The organism is Vibrio hepatarius (assembly GCF_018860525.1).
Classification (GTDB): Bacteria; Pseudomonadota; Gammaproteobacteria; order Enterobacterales; family Vibrionaceae; genus Vibrio; species Vibrio hepatarius_B.
The window spans coordinates 78069-98946 of the sequence record NZ_JAHKPM010000029.1 but is presented as its reverse complement, the minus strand read 5'-3'; the positions used below and the strand labels follow the sequence as shown (position 1 = coordinate 98946).

General features: G+C 42.8%; 21 protein-coding genes. 2 read left to right on the top strand and 19 right to left on the bottom strand.

Annotation, left to right across the window (positions count from 1 at the left end; all coding sequences use genetic code 11):
- The first annotated feature begins 296 nt into the window (after positions 1-296).
- Positions 297-1514 (top strand): serine/threonine transporter SstT, encoded by a 1218-nt coding sequence (sstT, locus tag KO511_RS08305; protein ID WP_215986981.1) that lies wholly within the window; start codon positions 297-299, stop codon positions 1512-1514.
- A 253-nt stretch (positions 1515-1767) separates the two neighbouring features.
- Complete coding sequence (locus KO511_RS08300) at positions 1768-2934, top strand: CyaA/EF/ExoY family adenylyl cyclase toxin (RefSeq protein ID WP_215986980.1); 1167 nt, start codon at positions 1768-1770, stop codon at positions 2932-2934.
- 45 nt (positions 2935-2979) lie between these two features.
- On the opposite strand, the gene pstB is transcribed toward KO511_RS08300, so the two are convergent.
- From pstB to KO511_RS08205, 19 genes are all read right to left on the bottom strand, one after another.
- Complete coding sequence (pstB, locus tag KO511_RS08295; protein ID WP_215986979.1) at positions 2980-3729, bottom strand: phosphate ABC transporter ATP-binding protein PstB; 750 nt, start codon at positions 3727-3729, stop codon at positions 2980-2982.
- A gap of 47 nt (positions 3730-3776) precedes the next feature.
- On the bottom strand, positions 3777-4640 hold the full coding sequence (pstA, locus tag KO511_RS08290; protein ID WP_215986978.1) for a phosphate ABC transporter permease PstA: 864 nt from the start codon (positions 4638-4640) through the stop codon (positions 3777-3779).
- Positions 4641-4660: 20 nt separating this feature from the next.
- Positions 4661-5593: a phosphate ABC transporter permease subunit PstC gene (pstC, locus tag KO511_RS08285; protein ID WP_215986977.1), complete on the bottom strand. Its 933-nt coding sequence runs from the start codon at positions 5591-5593 to the stop codon at positions 4661-4663.
- A 91-nt stretch (positions 5594-5684) separates the two neighbouring features.
- Positions 5685-6506, bottom strand: a complete 822-nt coding sequence (locus tag KO511_RS08280; RefSeq protein WP_215986976.1) for a phosphate ABC transporter substrate-binding protein — start codon at positions 6504-6506, stop codon at positions 5685-5687.
- A gap of 216 nt (positions 6507-6722) precedes the next feature.
- Positions 6723-8159 (bottom strand): coniferyl aldehyde dehydrogenase, encoded by a 1437-nt coding sequence (locus tag KO511_RS08275; RefSeq protein ID WP_215986975.1) that lies wholly within the window; start codon positions 8157-8159, stop codon positions 6723-6725.
- A gap of 121 nt (positions 8160-8280) precedes the next feature.
- Positions 8281-10023 carry a protein-disulfide reductase DsbD gene (dsbD, locus tag KO511_RS08270; RefSeq protein ID WP_215986974.1) on the bottom strand — a complete coding sequence of 581 codons (1743 nt, stop codon included), beginning with the start codon at positions 10021-10023 and terminating at the stop codon, positions 8281-8283.
- The gene (locus tag KO511_RS08265) at positions 10020-10901 is read right to left on the bottom strand and encodes an FAD:protein FMN transferase (protein WP_215986973.1); all 882 of its coding nucleotides are present in this window, start codon (positions 10899-10901) and stop codon (positions 10020-10022) included. Before KO511_RS08265 ends, dsbD begins: the two co-directional genes overlap by 4 nt.
- The gene (locus KO511_RS08260) at positions 10891-12114 is read right to left on the bottom strand and encodes a DUF3570 domain-containing protein (protein WP_215986972.1); all 1224 of its coding nucleotides are present in this window, start codon (positions 12112-12114) and stop codon (positions 10891-10893) included. The genes KO511_RS08265 and KO511_RS08260 overlap by 11 nt, the downstream gene beginning before the upstream one ends.
- A 17-nt stretch (positions 12115-12131) precedes the next feature.
- Complete coding sequence (locus KO511_RS08255) at positions 12132-12605, bottom strand: DUF4266 domain-containing protein (RefSeq protein WP_215986971.1); 474 nt, start codon at positions 12603-12605, stop codon at positions 12132-12134.
- Positions 12602-13066, bottom strand: a complete 465-nt coding sequence (locus KO511_RS08250) for a TlpA family protein disulfide reductase (RefSeq protein WP_215986970.1) — start codon at positions 13064-13066, stop codon at positions 12602-12604. The genes KO511_RS08255 and KO511_RS08250 overlap by 4 nt, the downstream gene beginning before the upstream one ends.
- Positions 13067-13091: 25 nt before the next feature.
- Positions 13092-14285, bottom strand: a complete 1194-nt coding sequence (locus tag KO511_RS08245) for a hypothetical protein (protein ID WP_215986969.1) — start codon at positions 14283-14285, stop codon at positions 13092-13094.
- Positions 14278-14847: a tight adherence pilus pseudopilin TadF gene (gene tadF, locus KO511_RS08240; protein ID WP_252724287.1), complete on the bottom strand. Its 570-nt coding sequence runs from the start codon at positions 14845-14847 to the stop codon at positions 14278-14280. Before tadF ends, KO511_RS08245 begins: the two co-directional genes overlap by 8 nt.
- Complete coding sequence (locus tag KO511_RS08235; protein WP_215986968.1) at positions 14837-15271, bottom strand: TadE/TadG family type IV pilus assembly protein; 435 nt, start codon at positions 15269-15271, stop codon at positions 14837-14839. Before KO511_RS08235 ends, tadF begins: the two co-directional genes overlap by 11 nt.
- Positions 15271-15999 carry a tetratricopeptide repeat protein gene (locus tag KO511_RS08230; RefSeq protein ID WP_215986967.1) on the bottom strand — a complete coding sequence of 243 codons (729 nt, stop codon included), beginning with the start codon at positions 15997-15999 and terminating at the stop codon, positions 15271-15273. Before KO511_RS08230 ends, KO511_RS08235 begins: the two co-directional genes overlap by 1 nt.
- Entirely contained in the window at positions 15996-16847 is an 852-nt protein-coding gene (locus KO511_RS08225) for a type II secretion system F family protein (RefSeq protein ID WP_215986966.1), read from the bottom strand. Before KO511_RS08225 ends, KO511_RS08230 begins: the two co-directional genes overlap by 4 nt.
- Positions 16844-17755, bottom strand: coding sequence for a type II secretion system F family protein (locus KO511_RS08220; RefSeq protein ID WP_252724286.1), 912 nt, complete (start codon positions 17753-17755; stop codon positions 16844-16846). The genes KO511_RS08225 and KO511_RS08220 overlap by 4 nt, the downstream gene beginning before the upstream one ends.
- Positions 17752-19080, bottom strand: coding sequence for a CpaF family protein (locus tag KO511_RS08215; protein WP_215986965.1), 1329 nt, complete (start codon positions 19078-19080; stop codon positions 17752-17754). Before KO511_RS08215 ends, KO511_RS08220 begins: the two co-directional genes overlap by 4 nt.
- Entirely contained in the window at positions 19080-20246 is a 1167-nt protein-coding gene (locus KO511_RS08210; RefSeq protein WP_215986964.1) for a P-loop NTPase, read from the bottom strand. The genes KO511_RS08215 and KO511_RS08210 overlap by 1 nt, the downstream gene beginning before the upstream one ends.
- Complete coding sequence (locus KO511_RS08205; RefSeq protein WP_215986963.1) at positions 20243-20872, bottom strand: CpaD family pilus assembly lipoprotein; 630 nt, start codon at positions 20870-20872, stop codon at positions 20243-20245. The genes KO511_RS08210 and KO511_RS08205 overlap by 4 nt, the downstream gene beginning before the upstream one ends.
- Positions 20873-20878 lie beyond the last annotated feature (6 nt).

Here is a 20878-nt window from a genome sequence, read left to right as displayed (position 1 = left end):
ATTCAAGACACTTTTCTATACTCACAAATGAGCCTTGGAGTCTGTATCATGCTATCAAAAAGTATCTAACATAATAAATTTAAAGATAAAAGTTGACTAATTGAGATAGAATTAGTCACTACCGACAACATTAAACATGAGGTTTTTAATAACATCCTATATATATGTCCGAATTTTCATGCTACATGTCAATTAAACCTAGACACATTATTTCAAAACGCTAGTATTGTCCCACTCAGTTAGCGAAAACTGAGGTCACGCAGAAATTTATATAACAATTCATTGCAGGGATCATTATGCAACACAACTCTTTATTTGCCCGCTTTGCGCGTGGAAATTTGGTGTTACAGATCTTAGCCGGTATCGTTCTCGGTGTAGGTCTTGCCACCATTTCTCCTGAATATGCACAAAGTGTTGGTTTACTTGGAAGTCTATTTGTCGGTGCTTTAAAAGCCGTCGCCCCCATTCTTGTTTTTATCCTAGTTGCGGCTTCAATTGCCAACCAGAAAAAAAACCAACATACATACATGCGCCCTATCGTTATATTGTATCTATTTGGTACCTTTACGGCAGCTCTAACGGCCGTCGTATTAAGCTTCATGTTCCCAACCACATTAACACTGGTTTCTGGAGCTGAAGGTGCAACACCACCTCAAGGTATCGCTGAGGTCATGAATACATTGCTATTTAAGATCGTCGACAACCCAGTGAATGCATTAATGGATGCCAACTATATAGGCATTTTGGCTTGGGCCGTTGGTCTGGGTTTAGCTTTGCATCATGCTTCAGCTACCACGAAAGCGGTTTTTGAAGACTTAAGCCACGGCGTTTCGCAAATTGTTCGCTTTATTATTCGTTTAGCACCATTCGGTATTTTTGGCCTTGTGTCTTCAACTCTAGCAACTACTGGCTTTGATGCGTTAGCAGGCTACGCTCAACTTCTTGCAGTTTTACTGGGCGCTATGGCTATCATCGCTTTAGTAGTTAACCCAATTATCGTGTTGGTTAAAACGGGCGAAAATCCATACCCACTTGTATTCCAATGTCTACGCGAAAGTGGCGTGACAGCTTTCTTTACTCGTTCAAGTGCTGCGAACATTCCTGTCAATATGGCCTTATGTGAAAAGCTAAAACTTGACGAAGATACCTATTCAGTTTCAATTCCACTTGGTGCAACCATTAATATGGCTGGCGCGGCAATTACCATTACTACACTCACACTTGCAGCTGTACACACCATGGGCATTGAAATTGACATACTTACCGCTTTGCTCCTTAGCGTTGTTGCGGCCGTTTCTGCATGTGGAGCATCAGGGGTTGCGGGTGGATCGCTACTTTTGATTCCACTAGCATGTGGCCTATTTGGCATTCCAAATGAGATCGCTATGCAAGTAGTCGCTGTAGGCTTTATTATCGGTGTTGTACAAGACTCAGCTGAAACTGCATTAAATAGCTCAACCGATGTGGTATTTACCGCTGCTGTTTGTAAAGCAAAACACAAGCAAAATGCTTAACTGTACCTTATTCAATAAGGTCTAAGTCCACCCAAATATAAAGCCCCCAAATAGTTGGATAATCCATTGTTAGGGGGTTTTTTATTATAAATTTACTATGAAAATTTATAGCTGCTTGCAGATCACTCCAACACAGAGAAGGATCTTTTACGATATTACTATGATATTACTTTAACTTTACGTGAAATAGCCAATCCAGTAGCCATCCTATTGTATATATTGACCCTTATGACCCATCACTATATTCGCAATTATGTTTTTAGGTGAATCTGCTGTTAAACACTCTGGAATCGTTCCTGCCCATGAGAAAATTATTGTTAATACGGCCAAGCTACATGACTGTATTATTATGGTTCGCCCAGTCAATCGCCTTTCTACCACGCTTATCGAAGAAGGTTATGCAACCAAAGATTTACATGTAAAAGGCAAGTCTTCCGACTGGGGCCCCCAAGCGGGTTTTATATGCTGCGATCAATATTACAGTAAGCTAGTTCACAAAGGCTGGCGAGAAATAGAGAAGTTCAATCACAAGGCTACAGAGTCAATACGCAATGGATCAGCAAAGGCAGTACCTCTACTAATTTCTGAGGAGAGATTACAGTATTTACTCAAACAGAAAATGCTTCATGGGGTATCGAAAAAAGAGGGAACCTTTCAAGTTACCTGTCATGGAAAGCCACACCAAGACTTTATTCTCTACCCTAATGGGCGTATACCATTCAGCGAACATTCACATTTTCACCGGCAGTACCGCAAAGATCTTCATCCCATGTTTGAAATACTACCGCACTTGAGAAACGGATATTGGGTAATGACCAAAAAAGGGAATAGTGTCGAACCGATTATGGCACTGGCAGAAACATCAAATAGTGTTCCCTTAACGGCAGACTATGACTTATTTTGTGTTGCTCCGCATCTAAGCCAATTTGATTCGGATAAACCTACACGGCTTAAGTTTGTGGTGAAAATAGTGCAAGGTGCACTTGCTCAAAAAGACCGTAGGATAGTCGATGCCGACCTAGGTAAAATTTCACAACTAACTCAAAAAGTGAAGCAGAAAATCAATCAAGACATCGGCGTCAATAGTGTGATTCACCATGGCTGTGAAGTCGACAACCCCGTGACAGAGCTCGACTACCCTATTACCGCTTTTACGCCTTGGAAACAAGTGGTTGGCGCGACCAACCAACAAGAATTACAGACCCTAGCTAAAGATATACTCCGCATTGGCTATATCTTTTATCCCAATCGGCTTTGGAGCCAGACTGACGCAATTAACAGTAATTGCAGTCAATCTCCACTAAAAAATTATCAATGGAACACCAATATCCAAGAAAGCGAGTTATCTAAACCGGAAGTACTGTCACCACCTAATGACTATACTCACCCACAAAAAGCCCCTCATAAAGAGGGGCAATAGACCATCGCTTATTGTTATAGTGACACTCTTTAGGATTTTCGAAACTTAACCAAAATCGCCATTGACGTAACCTTTCGTGCGGTCATCTCTAGGCTGACTGAAAATAACCTGAGTCGAGTCATGCTCAACCAACTCTCCCATAAGGAAAAAGGCCGTACGATCTGAAATCCGGCGAGCTTGCTGCATAGAATGAGTAACAATCACAATCGTATAGTTTTTTTTCAGCTCTTCCATCAGTTCTTCAATTTTATGCGTTGCAATAGGATCGAGCGCTGAGGTTGGTTCATCCATCAAAATCACATCAGGCTCCATTGCAATAGTACGTGCTATGCATAAACGCTGCTGCTGACCGCCTGATAGACCAAATGCATGAGATTTTAGGCGATCTTTCACTTCATCCCATAAAGCTGCACTTCTCAATGAACGTTCAACAACCTGATCAATGTGCTTTTTCTCTTTTATACCTTGGGCTCTAAGTCCATAGGCCACATTCTCATAGATACTCATCGGAAATGGATTCGGTTTTTGGAAAACCATTCCAACTTTTATCCGCAGGTCAGCCACATCGATATTGCCATAAATATCATCGCCGTCCATATCCAATTTACCCGTTATCTTGACCCCTTCAATCAAGTCATTCATACGGTTAAGGCAGCGCAGCAAGGTTGACTTACCACAGCCAGATGGCCCTATAAGCGCTGTTACTTGGCGAACAGGTATCGGTAAATTAATCGATTTGAGTGCCTGATTGTCACCGTAAAACAGGTCTAAATTTTCGATATCAAATTTGTTCATGGTCTTCATCTCTTAAATCTAAAATGGGTCGCTATAAGCTTGATTACCTAATAATTCGCCGTATTAAAACGGCGGGCAATGAGCTTAGTGATCATATTGATCACCAGAACCACCACAATCAGTACTGTCGCTGTGCCATAAGCCTGATTCCACTCTTCAATGGTAAATAATTCAGTGGTCAGCTTATATAAATGAACCGTTAGTGTTCGCCCAGAATCAAGTAGTGAGTCAGGTATACGCGCAACCATCCCCGCGGTCAAAAATACTGGGGCAGACTCACCTATCACTCGTCCAATACTCAATATAACCGAGGTTATAATACCCGGCATAGCGCTTGGCAATATCAGCCGCCAAATCGTATAAATCTTAGCTGCTCCCAAACCATATGACCCTTCTCGATAGGTTTGAGGAACGGCCATAAGTGCTTCTTCTGTGGTGCGTATAATTACCGGCAAAATTAAGATACTCAAAGTCAGAGCACCTGAAAGAATTGAAAAGCCGAGTCCGAGAATCGCAACAAAGAAAGTCATACCGAACAAACCGAAGATAATGGACGGTATACCTGCTAAGGATTCGGTACAAAAACGAATCACTTTAACTAGCTTACTGCCAACTTGGGCATATTCAGTAAGATAAATTGCCGTCATAATCCCAATCGGAGCAGCGACAGCAATCGAAGAGACAACCATATAAAGCGTCGACACTATCATAGGGAAGATACCATGCTCTTCACCAGTGCGTGTGTAGTTATCGGTAATAAAGTTCCAGTCTACATGTTGTAGGCCGTTCGATAAGATGTACCAAATAATCCAGAATAAAAAGCCAACCGTCAGAGCGGCCGCGGCCCAGATTAAACTCTTGAGAACATTGTCTTTAAATTGACGATGTTTTTTTAGTGCAATGCGATCCATAATCTTTACTTCCTAAGCCACTATTTCGCTTTCTCACGATTAAGATAAAGCAGGCCAGCATTGAGCATCATAATAAATACCAGCAGTACTACGCCTGTCGCATATAAAGCATTCGCGTGCACGCCACTTGCGTAAGACATTTCAATCGCAATATTGGCGGTTAAAGTACGTGCAGAGTCAAGAATACCTTGTGGCATTGCAGGCGCATTACCCATCACCATAATAATCGCCATTGTCTCACCAAGCGCTCGGCCGATTCCGAGTATTACACCCGTCATGATGCCGGATCGTGCAGCAGGAACCAGCAGCTTAAAAATGGTAAAAATCTTTGATGCACCAAGTGCTAAAGAACCTTCTTTATAGGTACTCGGCACAGCGCGTATTGACGTTTCAGATACCGTAATCACAGTAGGAAGAATCATCACACCTAATACGATGATCCCAGCTAAAATTGTATTACCCGCTGGTACTTCAAAAATATCCTGAATTAAAGGGACAATGATAATAAGGCCAAAAAAACCATACACGACAGATGGAATACCTGCTAGCAATTCAACCGCAGGGCGGATGATATCGGCAAGACGTTTAGGCGCAATCTCAGCAATAAAAATTGCCGTCAAAATGCCAACTGGCACGCCAACTAGGACAGCACCTAAAGTTGATACCACAGACGCAACAATCATGGTTGCTACGCCATAAAGAGCCGGTGGCAACCAGTCTTGACCAAGAACAATGTTAGACACCCCTACCTCTTTAAAAGCGGGGATCGATTCTTGAACAATGAAATAGGCGATAACCGCCAAAGAGACAATGCCGATGACAGCACTGGTAAGAAATAAGCCATGAAAGATACGCTCTTTCATATCAACACGACGTTTCGCGCGCAAGCGTGGCTTAGATAATTGAGTCGCTTGAGTATTCATAAGCTCGTCACTATTTGTTGCAATGGTCATAATAATTTTACCCTTCTAACAAACCAGGTTTGCTCGAAGTAAAGCAAAAGCCCAGCCCAAAACGGGCCGAGCAATAAAAATATCAATAATATTAATGAACAGAGATGTAGCCGTTATTATCAACTAAAGTTTGAGCCTCTGGAGAGTGCATCCAATCTAAGAACTTTTGAGTCTCTGACGATGGCTTACCTTCTTTGTATAAAACGAGGAAAGGACGAGCCACTTTGTAAGTACCATTTTTCACATTGCCTACATTAGCTTCCACACCATCTATCGGCAAAGCATGAACTGAATTATCGACAGTCCCTAAAGAAATATAACCAATCGCATATGGGTTTGAGGCAACCATGGTTTTTAAAGCGCCATTGCCGTTCGCAACTTGAGCCCGTTGTGAAATAGCCGATACTTTTTGACCGGATATTTTCTTTTTCAGTTTCATGATGTCTTCAAAAGCGCCGCGAGTACCTGAAGCCGTGTCACGAGTAATTGTTACTATTGGCTTGTCTTCACCACCAACCTCTTTCCAGTTGGTAATATCACCCTTGTAGATTGAGCTTACTTGCTCAGCAGTTAACGCTTGGAGAGTATTTTTAGGGTTAACCACTACTGCAATGCCATCAAGTGCCACTTTCATTTCTTTAAGCTCGGGCTCCTGCTCTGAAGCTTTCAGGTTACGAGAGGACATACCAAGATCAGCTGAGCCATTTTTTGCAGCTTTAACACCAGCTGACGAACCAGGACCTTGCACTTCAATAAATACGTTCGAATGGGTTTTCATGTATGTTTCAGAGAAAACTTCCATCAGTGGCGTTACGCTACTAGAGCCCACTGCAGAGATCGTCTCTTTAGCAGAAACGGAAGTCACTGCCATTGCGCCTAGAAGTGCAATTGCACCGATAACTGTCTTTTTCATCACAATTTCCTTAGTTGGCATCATTGCCACTGTGTTTCATTTGAACAATGCTAACTTTAGGACTCAATTGTGACAGTTGTGTTTCACTTCGTTGAAGGCTATATGACAAAGGGGATTTATTTTGATTTTTTTATTGATAAGGCTCGAAAGTACAAAAAATAAAATCAATACTCTATGTTAAAAGCTGCATAGATGGATGTATTACAGGTATAAAAATTAACGAATAAACAACGTTCCCAGTATCTTTTCGGCTGTTTTTCTATAACGCAGTAGCACTGTGCTTCTTGGCAGCCAAGCCGGCGTATACAGAATTGTTTTCGCTTTAGAAAAGGTTAAAAAACCTTCTTTTCCATGGTATTGGCCAATACCCGATGCGCCAATTCCACCAAATGGTGCATCTTCAATAGCTACCTGGAGCAATGTATCATTGATAGCAATACCTCCGCTATGAGTTTGCTCAATCACTTGACGCTGTAATACTTTATCTGTTGACATCAAATACAACGCGAGTGGCCGAGGGTTAAAATTGATATAACTTAGCGCCTCATTCAAGCGACGATAACCAATCACAGGTAAAATAGGGCCAAAGATTTCTTGCTGCATAACCTGCATATGCTCGGTCACACCGGTAATAAGATGTGGCAGCATCTGGCCCTGTTCTAACTCCACATGTTCAATGGTGTGGATACCAGCACCGCGAGATCGCGCATCTTCTAACATGAGGCTCAGCCGATTATACTGCTGTGGATTAATAATATGAGTAATAGAAGTTGCTTCATTACCTTGTAAATACAAAGATTGATATCGTTTGAGATAGAGCTCAACAAACATCTGCTCTTTCCCTGTTGGTAATAGTACATAATCTGGAGACACACAGATTTGCCCTGAGTTAACGGACTTACCAAACAATACCGCATCGACTGCGGCTCTTAAGTCTATATTGTTATCTATAATGACCGGAGATTTACCGCCAAGTTCCAAGGTTACAGGTGTTAAATTTTTCGCTGCTGCTTGTGCAACCAACTTACCAACTGGCGTGGATCCCGTAAAAATAAGGTGATCAAATGGCAACTTGGAAAAGTAACTGGAAATATCAACCTCACCTTCAACAGGATAAATATGCCCTCCCACACTGGTGAATATATTACTTAATACTTGATTAGTGTGATGAGTATGTTCGCTCAACTTAACCATTACTCGATTGCCTGCAGCAATTGCAGTCACAATTGGCGCAATACTGAGAACAATAGGAAAGTTCCAAGGGACAATAACTCCCACCACACCAAGTGGTTGATATTCTACCCTAACCGATGACGGAAAGAGTAATAAGCCAGATTTACGCCTACTTGGCTTCATCCACTGTTTCAGATGCTTAATTGTGAAGCTTATATGCTTTATTGCTGGCAGTAGGTCACAAATAAGACTATCAAAACGACTTCTTAAGCCGTAATCTAAACTCAAGGATTCAATAAGAGCCTCTTGATGTTCAACCAAGGCTCGTTTAAGGGTTTTGAGTCTCTCTATACGTATGCGATAAGACGAACAAGGCTCACTTTGATAGTATGTTTTAACTTCGGCATACAGTTGATAAAGCTCTTCCTCGGTTCGGATATGCTCTTTTTGCCAGCGACTAAAGTCAACAACATCTTCCATATATCATCACCACCTGATTGGTATCTCCTTCCCGCAACTATAGTACGGTAGATCGAGACTGCGCAGTGACCCTTGACACAAATACCAAACAGGTGATTAGGATCAACAGATACTAGCCATATCACAATTGAGACATCACCGACTGAAAATTTTCAAGTCCAATAGAACCTACCACTCTTTGCTTAGCCATTTCTAAACCGCTTGAGTCATAAAAAAACACAGCAGGAGGACCAAACACATTTCTTTCTGCTAACCAGGCCATCTGCTCAGGCGTACTTTTGGTAACATCAAACTTTATCGTTTTCCAATCTGAAAATTTATCTAGCACCGACTGTTCGGTAAATATTTCTTTTTCGATAACCTTACAAGATACACACCAGTCTGCATAAAGATCCAAAATCACTCGCTGCTCCTGCTGCTTAGCCAACGTCAAGTTTTGTTCCAATAAAGACACAGAGTCAACCTTAGCGAAAGGTAACATAGAGAGAGTAGTTTGCTTACTTGGCATGGAAACAAGGCCCAGTGGTTTGAGAGGATCTTGCGAACCAAGCAGCATACCTACAAATACAACCAAGCCATAAAATAAAGACATAAATGCGGCTAGCTTCCGCGTTCTAGCCCATCCTGGTTGAGCTGAATCCAAAGCACCAAAATGAATTCCACTACCAATCGCCAGCACGGCCCAAGCCAACATTATCAACCATGATGGCGCAAATCTGCTCACTAATACGATAGCGACCGCGAGTAGCAAAATACCAAATAGCTGTTTAACGGCTATCATCCAAGGACCAGATTTGGGTAACAACTTACCACCGCTAATCCCAATTAAGATAAGTGGCACACCCATACCCAATGCCATAACAAATAACGTCACTCCACCCAAGACCCAGTCTTGAGTAGTCGAAACATACAGTAAAGCCCCCGCTAATGGCGCACTCACACAAGGTGACACAACCAAAGCAGACACCGCCCCCATGGCAAATACGCTAACTACTTTTCCTCCACTCACGTTATCTGAGTGACTAGTAAGTTTTTGCTGGATTGAAGACGGTAGTTGCAATTCATAAAAGCCAAACATGGCTAAGGCGAGCAAAACAAATACGATGGCAAACAAGGATAACAGCCAAGGCTGCTGCATAGCAGCCTGAAGATTGACTCCTTTGGCTAGTGTAGTGACCAAAATTCCAGTCAATGCATAACTTGACGCCATTCCAAATACATAGGAACTGGATAATATCAAACCTTTTTTACCTGTCATATTGGCATCACCACCAATAATACTCGATAGAATCGGTACCATAGGCAGTACACATGGTGTCATTGATAAGCCAAGACCAAGTAAAAAGAAAATGAGTAACGCCTGAATTTTTGGTGTGTTGGTGAGAAGATCAGATAATCCTGCCGTATTTTCTGCCAAACCGCTGATTTTTTGCCAAGTCAAATCAGGGTCAGACTTTGATACTCCATTGGGCAAATCCATTGTGATTGTCTGCGGTAAATAACATAACCCTTTGTCAGAACAGCCTTGATAACGAATTTTAATTTGTCCTTCACCACTGTATGGAATTAACACCGTCATAGGTTGATCGAAAACCACCACATCGCCAAAATATTTATCTTGCTTGGGCTTGCCAGCAATTGAAAACTGCGGCTCACGGAGTAACACTTGGCTACTGGATGAAAATTTAAATCTGCTCTTATAGAGGTAGTATTGTGGCTGGATAGCGAAATGAATCTGCACGCCTTTATCACTCACAGACCATTGGTACGGGAATGCTTCTTCCACAGGCAAAAACTCTGGTTCTTGCGCTAATAACACCAAAGGAAGGTAGGCGATAAGAGCGAGGATGAGAGTTCTTATCATGCAATAAACTCCGAATCTTGATGAATGGATAATTGATCGTCAATAAACACGACACCAACCTCATTAGGTACTGCTAGCGTCGGTTCTATGGTAAGTGCGGTACTCAAAGCACCAGCTTCTAGAGCTGTCGGTGCCAACACACTTACCGAAAGTACTTGAGGATGCGTCCCGCACTGAGCTAAAATGTGCGAGCTTTGCTGATCACCAAATTTAAAGCCACGTTCATAGTGTGCAGACGTTGTCAGCGCCGCATTAACCAAAGGTAAAGAGAACCAAGGTTCACTTTTATTTTTCGGGTTTCTCACCGCAACATTAAACGCAGAGCCATCTGGCTTAACGCCGAACGCTCGAATGTCTCCACCAAAATTAACCAATGCTGCTGATGCGCCGAGTGATTGTGCAATATTTATGGCCTGATCGACAGCAAACTCTTTGATTACGCCACCAAGATCAAACTGAGTCTCTGCGTTGTGTATGACAAGCGTCTGTTCAGATAAATGCCATGCTTTAATACCCATAAAATTTTTAGCATAACCATAAGCCGCATCTCTACCCATACTTGGGTTTTGTTTCATTAGTGACTTAACTGACCCTATTGCTGGGTCAAAGGTCCCTTGAGTACCATCAACCAAACGCTTGACTACTTCAAACACTGTATAGCTTTCTTCATCAAGCATCACTGTTGCAGCTTTACGATTATTTACCGCTTTGTTAAGCCATGATGTCGGCGCATAAAAGTTATACTTTTCTTCTAATCGAAGTGTATTAGATTCAATAGTGGTAACAATCTCTTTCGCCTGCTCAGTACCAAATAGCTGGACTTCACACACAACTGTCATAGCTTGGAAACGATGTATCAATGGCGAACTAGAACTCATAAGTTGCTCCAATAGCCCACCATTGAGCCTCAAACCCATTAGACTGCTCGTAGTATGCCCCCAAAAGGTTCAAACGCAGGGATTTATGAAGTTTTAAACTCGCACCTAACTCATAAGCGTTGGCGGTAAAATTTCCCAAACGAAGATCAGATGTTGCATATCCTTGTGAGGCAAATGTAGGATCACTGCCATTAGGATCACGGTAAAAATCGGCGGCGGCTTGAGTATACCAAAAATAGCCTGGTGCCAATGTTAACCAAGTGTTTAGATTCCAAGATAACTTTCCACCCACTTGATGTGAACTTACACCCCAATCGTCATTAAAAAATTTATAACGTGGGCGCACAACTATTAAATCAGATAATGACCAAAAAGCTTGAATATTCAGGCCACCAGATAAACGCTTATCTGGGCGGGAGTCTTGTCCAAGAAAGACTTCATCAGAACCAATAGTACCACTCCCATCAATGTCAACTTCACGCAATACCGTCAAATAGTGATTACTAAGATACCCCGACCGATAACCTGCATAAGCCGTATATATCATGTAATAATTAGGAGTAAAGGTTTGTGATAATCCAGCTTCTACACTTCCAGTAAATATGTCTTCCCAAGTTTGGGAATTACCTGTGGTACCATACTTACCAAATGCTAGAGTTTCATCAAACAAAGTCGATATACCCAAACTGTATGAGCGATTTTTTTGAGAATCGGCGTAAATTAACCCTTTAGCATTTAATCCAATACTCCGATAGTCTTCTTCCGTGGAAAAATTCCCCCCCATAGTCCACTCATTTCGCCGCTCATCTCTGTAGGTCACGCTACCACTGACCGATTGGCGCGTATCCTCTAGTTGATATTTTTGAATCTTATAGTTACTACTATTGGGGTCATAGCCAGCTCTTATTACTTGATCTGTCATCACCTGAGCTTGCTGAGTTTTCGTTACTCGATTATTAGCATCCGCAGGGCCTGATAAGGGCGTTGTAGGCCCCCAAGAAGGTGATGCTCCAGAGACAGTATCATAGCCAAGTTCAAGATTTATCGTCCAATCTAAGCCAATGCTTTTCTCAATAGAAACAATACTATCTCCAGCTTCAACTTTATCATCATATTCTTGGTAATTCAGATAATGAACTGATATATGATCTTCAGCCAACACATTATTGGCTACTGCAGCTGCACCAAGCAGCGTTATAGGTAATTTTTTCATTTTGTTTTATTTAATAATTAGTTACAACCGCAACCGCCACCACCGACGCCACTACCACCAACCGAGCCTTGCTTATATGAAAAAACCTTTTCCGAAAACAAATCGAACTCTGGAATTTCCCCACCTGGCTTCATCTCTTTTTTTGCCAGTGTTCCTTTTTGCCAAGGTTTTACCGCTTCGATGCCAAGTACTTCATCAACGAAAGCCAAAGCCGACGTTTCATTGCTAACAGGCTTGGGTTGTTCTGCCCTTGGTAAGCTTAAGCCACCAGCCTTTGGCTTAACCAATTCAATATTACGCCTTAACCCGATTTCAGAGCTACCACTGGTGTATACCTGACTGGATATTACCTCTTCTTCCATACTATCTTGCTTCACAGTAGGCTCCGTTTTTGTGGGTTTTTTTTTACCCAAATTGCTAAGGTCAACTTTGGGTGCAGCAACACTTAGGGTTGAAAAAAGCAACGCCAAAACAAATGTACTCAGCTTCATAACTGCACTCCCATCTGTGTCAAATCATCTAGGATGACAGAGCGAATATCAGTGATTGCGCCAAACCGTACTTTGAGTACTTGTCCCTGATAAACATAATAAAGTGCAGGCATTCCGACAGGTTTAAACTCTGCAATCAATTGCTGCTTAGGATCGTTAACAACTGGAAAACTCAATCCCAGAGATTTTTGAAACTCAAGACCAACCTCAATATCTTCATCAACATCGACTCCGACAAAAGTTACACCAGTTCCTGATAGCTCACTATATAGCTGATTGACTATGGGTAATTCATGACGACATGACACACACCATTCGGCAAAAAAATCTACTATGGTTAGCTGATCAGGTTCCAGCTTTAGCCCTTTCGCAACGCTTTCTGTCACGGTTTCCCCTTCTTGAAATGCTAGCGTTGAGAAAGACGCGCACACGGCGAGCACTATAGCCAGTTGCTTTATCATTCTTTTTTCCTTATATTTTCGAGGTTCATTTCTGCCCAAAGTTAAGAGTCGTGTCATAGTCGACATAAAGCACTTTTGAAAAATACTCATCAAGTTCTTGAGTATTGGTTGCCGACAAAACCTGCCCCTTAAGCTGACTATCCTGTGCCGCATTAACGCAACGAGTAAACTGTTCTAATCGATAGTCTGGGATATTAAAGCCAATAAAATTCAGCTGGATACCAAACTCATTAGCCAAACGGTCACAAATACCTGCCGAAACCAACTTGTCCAGTGCAGAGCTGCCATCGACGCCATCAGTCATCAAAATCAGTTTTTGCGTAGGACGAATTGAGTAGGGACGGTAATTCCATTCGTGACGCCACTTAGGTATAAGCTGTCTAGCCCCCCAAATCAGACCTTGGAATGAGCTTGTCCCTCCAGCCGTTTCTAGGGTATCAATGGCGTATTTGATTTCTCTCATATTGTCAGTCAAAGGCACTAAAGGTGAGGAGCCGCTGCAATCGAAAAGAAAATCATCCTGCAGCTTTAACTCTACTTGCTTTTCTGAGTGAATAGTGTCTAGGTTAGCCACCGTTTGCTCGGCCGAAAAAACATCGTGTTCATCTTTGGTTAGACCATTAGCACATTGCACACCCGTGACATTTGCCCATGCGGGATTAACAACCGACACACCGTCAGAAAAAGGGACAATTGAGATACTCACCGCTCTGCGCCCAGCAAGCTCAATATTGTTATCCTCAATGCGATCAATCGCTCGACCAAGAATACTTTTCAGAGTATCGATGGAATCCACCATTGAGCTGGAAATGTCGAGAACCAACGTCATTTCAGTTGGCGTCACTTTCGCAACATGGTGGATATATGTGTGCTCAGAAGCGCGAGAATACGCTGAATAAGATCCTTGACCTATATTCAGCAACGAGAATGGATCATCGAGATGGTAGTTGATACTGATATCACAGTCAGGACCAGATTGAAACTCACCTAGTACCCCATTGATATTAGGCTGATAATAGCTAAGATAAGTTTGGTTAACATCTGTTTCTGAGCTAGCACTAAAAGTGCAGGCCAAAGCAGCTGCGTCAGCAGCTTGCATTGCACGATTGTGAAGTTGGACGTTAAATCCTACCATAATCGTACTCAACACCAGTGCCAATACAGGCAGCAATAAAGCGAGAAAAGATAAAGAAACAGAACCAATTACCTGCCTAGGCACTATATTTTCTCCCGATAACCGCAGCTTGGCTTCGAAGCGAAGAAGGAAATGGCAGACCTAACCATTTAAAAATAGGACTCATCGACTCTAAGGGCTGGGATACACACAAGGTCACCTGATATAAGTTAGCGGTTTTACCTTGAAGCGATGCAACCGTCCTTTTACTCATTGGCGCTAGTGTTGCAAGTGAGTCTATCTTTTGTTCTACCTGACAATCGTTCCCCGCTCGCTGTGTAATCACCTCAGTTTCATCACTAGCAGAAAAGCGCATTTCCAATATCAAACCAACACGCGTCATGTCCAATTCAGCAGGTAAAGAACGTCTCGCCAAAATCATTAAGTGCTCAGCGCTATCTGAGTGATAATTTTTAGCTTGTCCATTGGAAACCAAAGCCCGTGATGCCACACTCACCATGGAATAAGCAGCACTATCTAGCCTAGTTTGCAGATAAAATATTTTGTATACCGCGAACAAGCCAAGTATGACCACAAGCAGCCCCACAACTACCGCGGGAAATTCAATCACGGCCGAACCGCGTTGTTTGTTGCGCTCATGCATCATAACTGACCATTACGGTGCGACTGAGGGTCGTCACCGATGGAAACGCTTCCGATAATCTTGGAGCTAGCAAAAAATGAAAGTGATAGCGAATTTTATATTCAGCGATAGTAGCTTGATGCGAACTAATCAAATCTCCTGAAGCTAAAGACGCCACGCTATCAGCGTAGCGAGGAATATCCATTTGAATATTCCCGGCAGTAAGTAAAGGAAATTTAGCAATCTGAACGCTAATTTGCTCTTCCACAAACGAAGAGGGCGCCATTGTACGCGCATTGCGCATTGCTGAAGATACAGCTGATTCAAAAACCATAGTGACCCACATCAAGCGGACAACCTCAAAGCCCACCAAAAAAACCATCATTAACGGTAAAATCACCATTGCAAATTCGATTGTCTGACTCCCAGATTGACGACGCAAAGCCATTAGTTAATACCTTGTTCAGCAAGAGTCTGATAATACGCAAGTGTGCTCTCTAGCTCCGATTGATTCAGTTCACTCATAGCAATCGTTTTAGCTGCATCAATTTTACCGTTAGCAGCATAGGCTAGAGCAAGGTTAAGCCGAACTTTGCTCGTTGCTTCTCCTCGCAGATAGATAGGGTATAAAATCTGAATACTTTGTTCAGGCTGCCCATCTAAAAGCCATCCCAGTGCAAGGTTGTTTCGGTATTCCAGGCTATCTGGTCGAATGTTAATTGCGCCTTTAAAGGCACTACGGGCTTTTATATAATTTTTTTGCAATGAATAAGTCACACCTAAGCTATTTAGTGCAATATCATCGTCTTGGTTATTATCAACGGCTTTCAACAACGTATTGGTGGCTAATCGAATGTTGCCCAAAGCAAGATGAGCTCGACCTAACTCTCGATCAAATTCCGACGATGGAGCGACTGCGCTGCCCTTGTTAAGATAGTACAGCGCCTCATCATAACGTGCAGCTTGGTTACAAGCACTGCCAGCTAAAAAGAGCAGCTGAGCATCATCGGGGGCTTGCTTAAGCTTATGTTTATAAATAACCAGCGCATTTTCCGCATGGCCATTTGTCAACGCTGTCAGGGCAAGTTTCAAGTCTTGATCAGTTTTTTGTGTTCCTGTCGACTGACAGCCAAACATCAACAAACTGAGGCATAAGATGGCTAACGATGAGTTCATAACCTCTCCAATGTCTCAAATAGGCTTAATACAACAGGTGCAACAATCATGATTACCACAGGTAACATAATCAAAACGACAAGAGGAAAAGACATCTTCGCCGGAATTTTTCCGGCCCATTCTTCCAGTTCAAGCAACTGATAATGGCGGCTATCTGCAGCCATTAGACTAAGCGCCTTTGAAAGCGGCGTACCAAACTTAAGTGCTTGAGACATAGTCACTACCATATTGTTGATATCCGATAGCTCTAATCTTTGATCTAGATTAACAAGTGCTTGTTGTGGTGAATCAAGCACAGCCATTTCTGTTGCCGTCTGACACCACTGACGAGCAAACGCAGGAGATACGGAAGCCATTTCTTGACCAACAACACGAAACATTTTTTCTAGTGTTAAGCCAGAGGCAACACAAACAACCATAAGATCGAGCGCATCAGGAGTCACTCTTGCTACCTGACATCGAATGCGATCGACCCAAACTTGCAATGAACGATCAACTAAGATCCCCAATATAATTGAGATAGCAATACACTGGGCAACATCAGCTACTGACCAGCTCAAACTTCTTGAAGTAAACCAAAGCCATGATCCACAAAGCATGATCACACATCGAACTACAACAAACTGTGTTTCAGCATCGTCATGACTAAAACCTATCAAGGCTAAATGCTTACAGCGGGATGGATTCGATTTCCAGCGCCATCTATTTTTGTTTGGGTGAGCTGCTGAGGCATAGCTCACCTGACTAAGACGACGCTGAACAACATCCTGTTGCCGCGCGACATGAAAACACAGCAGTGAACTCAAAATACCGATAACGATCAGAAACGTTGCAATCATCAATATCATGAAAACTTCCTGTTTTTGGTTAAAGAATTAAGTGTCACACCACCCAAAACCAGGCTAATGGAGCAGTAAAAAAGCACCCACTGACCACTTTCGCTGTATATGAGTAAATCAAACAAAGACACATCAATCCAAGCGATCGCTAAAATGAGAAAAACCGGTAGCAGCGACAAAAATTTTGCTGTCATTCTTGGTTCTGCGGTAATACTTGCGACTTTTTTGCGCATTGCACGATTGTCATGCATGGTTCGGCTTAGATTATGCAAAATATCTCTCAATTGCCCACCATTGCTCTGATTTAGCACTAATGCTACCGTGAAATATCGAAAGGTGTTATACGGTAGGCGAGTGCATGCCTCATCCAATATCTGGCGTAGCGGTATCCCGAGCGCTAGGTTGTCGGTGATGAGAGAAAATTCACGTCCTAACACCCCATCTTGTGTTTTAGCTACCTGCTCTAAGGCCTGTGGAACAGACAAGCCAGCAGACACTGCTCGACTTACAAGTCCCAGTACCTGAACTATGCCTTGCTCAAATTCTTCTATTTGCTGCCTACGGCGCAGCATGAAAACCGTGGTAAACAAACAAACCAAAGCGGACAAAATCAACAAGATCTGCCAATACCAGTTTTGAGGCGGTAACCACCAATAAACAAAAAACGGTAGCGCACAACCACAAAAAGCGAAAAGAACTTTGTCTTTATGGGTTAAAAGTGCTTGAGTTCGACGCCAAAAACTACCGATTCGACCGCTAGTGTATTGCGGCTTAATGATGGTTTTGACTTGTCTTGTATTAGTCTGAGAAACGTACCTTGTTAATCTTGATTTAACGCTCCGACGAAGCTTCCAATAATGGGTCAACATCACCACAATGCTCAAGCACCAAATAGCGATTAACAATATTGCCATCATACTAGCCCCATTGCCGAGCGCAGTTGAGCATCAAGTTGATAATATTGAGCTTTAGAAACAAAAGAAGGCAAGCGACATGCGCTAACGTATTGGCCCAAGACTTTTCCTTGGTGATCCTCACCAGTAATGTCAAAGTGATACAAATCTTGAGTAACATATTGATCACTTTCAATACCGATCACTTCAGTAATCGCAACAACACGTCTTTTACCATCACGCATACGGTCCACCTGCACTATGATGTCGATTGTATCTGCGATTTGTCGCCGCAGAGCAAATAAGGGTAAGGTGGATTGCGCCATCATGAGCATGTTTTCAACTCTAACCAAGGCATCAGTTGGCGAATTGGCATGCAGAGTAGACAATGAACCATCATGGCCTGTGTTCATCGCCTGCATCATTTCAAATGCTTCTTCACCACGCACTTCACCAAGGATAATACGATCAGGTCGCATCCTTAACGCATTCCTAACCAGTTCACGTTGTGTTATCGCAGCCAGACCTTCTGCATTTTCAGAGCGAGTTTCAGCACGTACAACATGAGGCTGTTGAAGCTGAAGCTCCGCAGCATCTTCAATCGTAATAATACGTTCATGGGGAGGAATGCTAAATGACATCGCATTGAGAAGCGTTGTCTTACCTGCCCCCGTTCCCCCAGCGATCAATACGTTCAATCGACAACGTACTATGGTATCGAGCAGCCGCATCATTCCTTCACACATCACATCATTTTGCGCCATATGGCTCAAAGAAAGCTTTTCATGATTGAACTTTCGGATAGAAATACACGTTCCATCAAGTGCTAGTGGCGGGATCATAACATTAACGCGACTACCATCTTCTAAACGTGCGTCAACCAATGGTGAGCTTTCATCGATCCGACGCCCCACTTTACTCACGATTCTCCTTGCCAAGTTGAGTAGTTGTTCTTCAGAACGAAACTCAACGGCGGTTTTATGCAACCTACCTAGTTTTTCGACATAAACCTCATTCGGCCCATTGACCATAATGTCGCTCACACTAGGATCGTCTATTAACGGCTGAAGAGGGCCGAGCCCCAGTAATTCATCAACTAACTGTTGCACCACTTTCGCCACCTCGCGATGGCCAAGTGGCAGTTGACGAGTCGCCACCACATCAGTCACCAAAGCCAGAATTCGTGACTCCAACTCATGGGGGTTCAGTTTTACAACAACACTTGCTTCAAGTGCATTCACCACCTGAGAGTGAATCAACTGATAATGCTCACGAATTGGATCCAGATGAGGCTGGGCATTTTGCGCATTACCAAAAGCGGGTTCTTTGAGTCGTGATGACTTAAACATCAAGCTCCCCTCTTCCAGAAGTGAAATGAGCTCTGTCTATTGATACCAGTGACTTTGTCGGCTAATAAAGAGAAGGCGTGACTGACTTTACGGTTCCCTTTTATCGCAGACTGTCCAAGTGCGCTTTTGTTTAAGAAATGAAGAGGGGCAAATGGGATTGAAACATCAATTTCAGCGCCCAAAGCCCGATGAATATCGTTTAGCGCCAGTAAAGAAGCTTTATCAGATTTAGTATGATTCACTACCAATAAGTTAGTCTTGGTAGGATCAGTCTGTGCCCCTTTGGAAAGCAAACTTAAAATCTGACCGGCATTACGGATCGATGCCAAGCTAGGTTCAACTACCACAATGCGCACATCAGAACTCTTTAGAGCGCTCATTCCCACCTGATCTCTAAGTGAGAATGATGGAATATCAAAAATCAGACTATCTGCTTGCTGTAAGCAAAACTTGCTAAGATACTCAAGCGCGCGTTTCTCAGGCCAAAATGGATCGCTGTCTAAAGGTAGGTAGCCAGTTAATAGAGAAAGATTAGCAGCAACACTAATACTGCTACGCTCAAAAACAACGGGCTCAAGGCGTTCTGGGTATTGCAACATTTCAACCAATGCTGTGTTACTCTGAACATCAAAATGTAAATCAAGATCCCCCGCTGAGAAATCAAGATCGGCAACAGTCACTGAGTGCTGTCGATGGCTTAATGTCCAAGCCAAACTGGCTACAATCGTCGATGTTCCAACTCCTCCTTTACTCCCTACCACAGACACACGCCGACCACTTAATTGGGCTTGTACCTGGCTATGGAAGTCGACTGAAGCAAAAGCTTGTTGAGATATCGGATTAACTAAATATTCAATCGCACCTGCATCGCGGGCGCTGCGGTAGTATGGTATTGTCTCATCATCACCGATAGCGACAACTTTACACCCTGTACGACTGCTAATGTCGCTGATCCAGTCATGTGCCTGTTCAAGCGGCATACCCATCACATCTAACACCACCACCTTATGCCCATCCGATAGCGCTATTTTAATAATCTGCTCTCGTTCCAAAGGTACCTGAATCAGTTGGGTGATCCCTTGTTCAGCAAACGCTAAATTTAAATAGTAGGCATCGATTAAAGGAGATGCGGCGACTAATACAGAAAGGTTGTCAACTTTCATCATTCGTTACCTGCTGTGATATTGGAGTTAGAAACTGAGTTTTGACTACTGCCACTGTGAGATACAGGGCTAATATACGCATCAAGTGAAGCTACCGCTTTTTCTCCATTGGCAGGCCCCAAACGCTCACCGACAATTAAGTCTTTCGGGTTAGCGACCATTTGTGCAAGTGCTGCGGCATTGCTGCATCCATAAGCTTGGTGAGATTGATATTGATTGAATGCCACTGGTGGCAGCTTGCTAGACCCACAGTTTGAAACTTTAGCGCGAAATGACTCCACAATAACTTGTACGTCACCTTGTTGAGATAGACTAGAAAACTCTGTCACTATTTGATGCTTTGCTATTCCCTGTGTTAATAGCAGCTGATACAGCTTTTCAAGCTGGCCGTTACCTTTAGCAGAATAGCTGACTAGCTTGACGCGCAAAGCATAAGAGTTACCGCGCTTGGCAATAAAATCTTCTACTTCTAACACTTGATCGTCTGATAATTTATGTTTATCTAACGTGAGAGTTAGTTTATTAGTCACTGTGACCACATCGATAGCAGGCTGCTTAGCAATAGGGTCATGTACACAACCAGTTATCAATATCAGCAGAACAGGCAAAACAAACAAGTTTGGTTTCATACACAC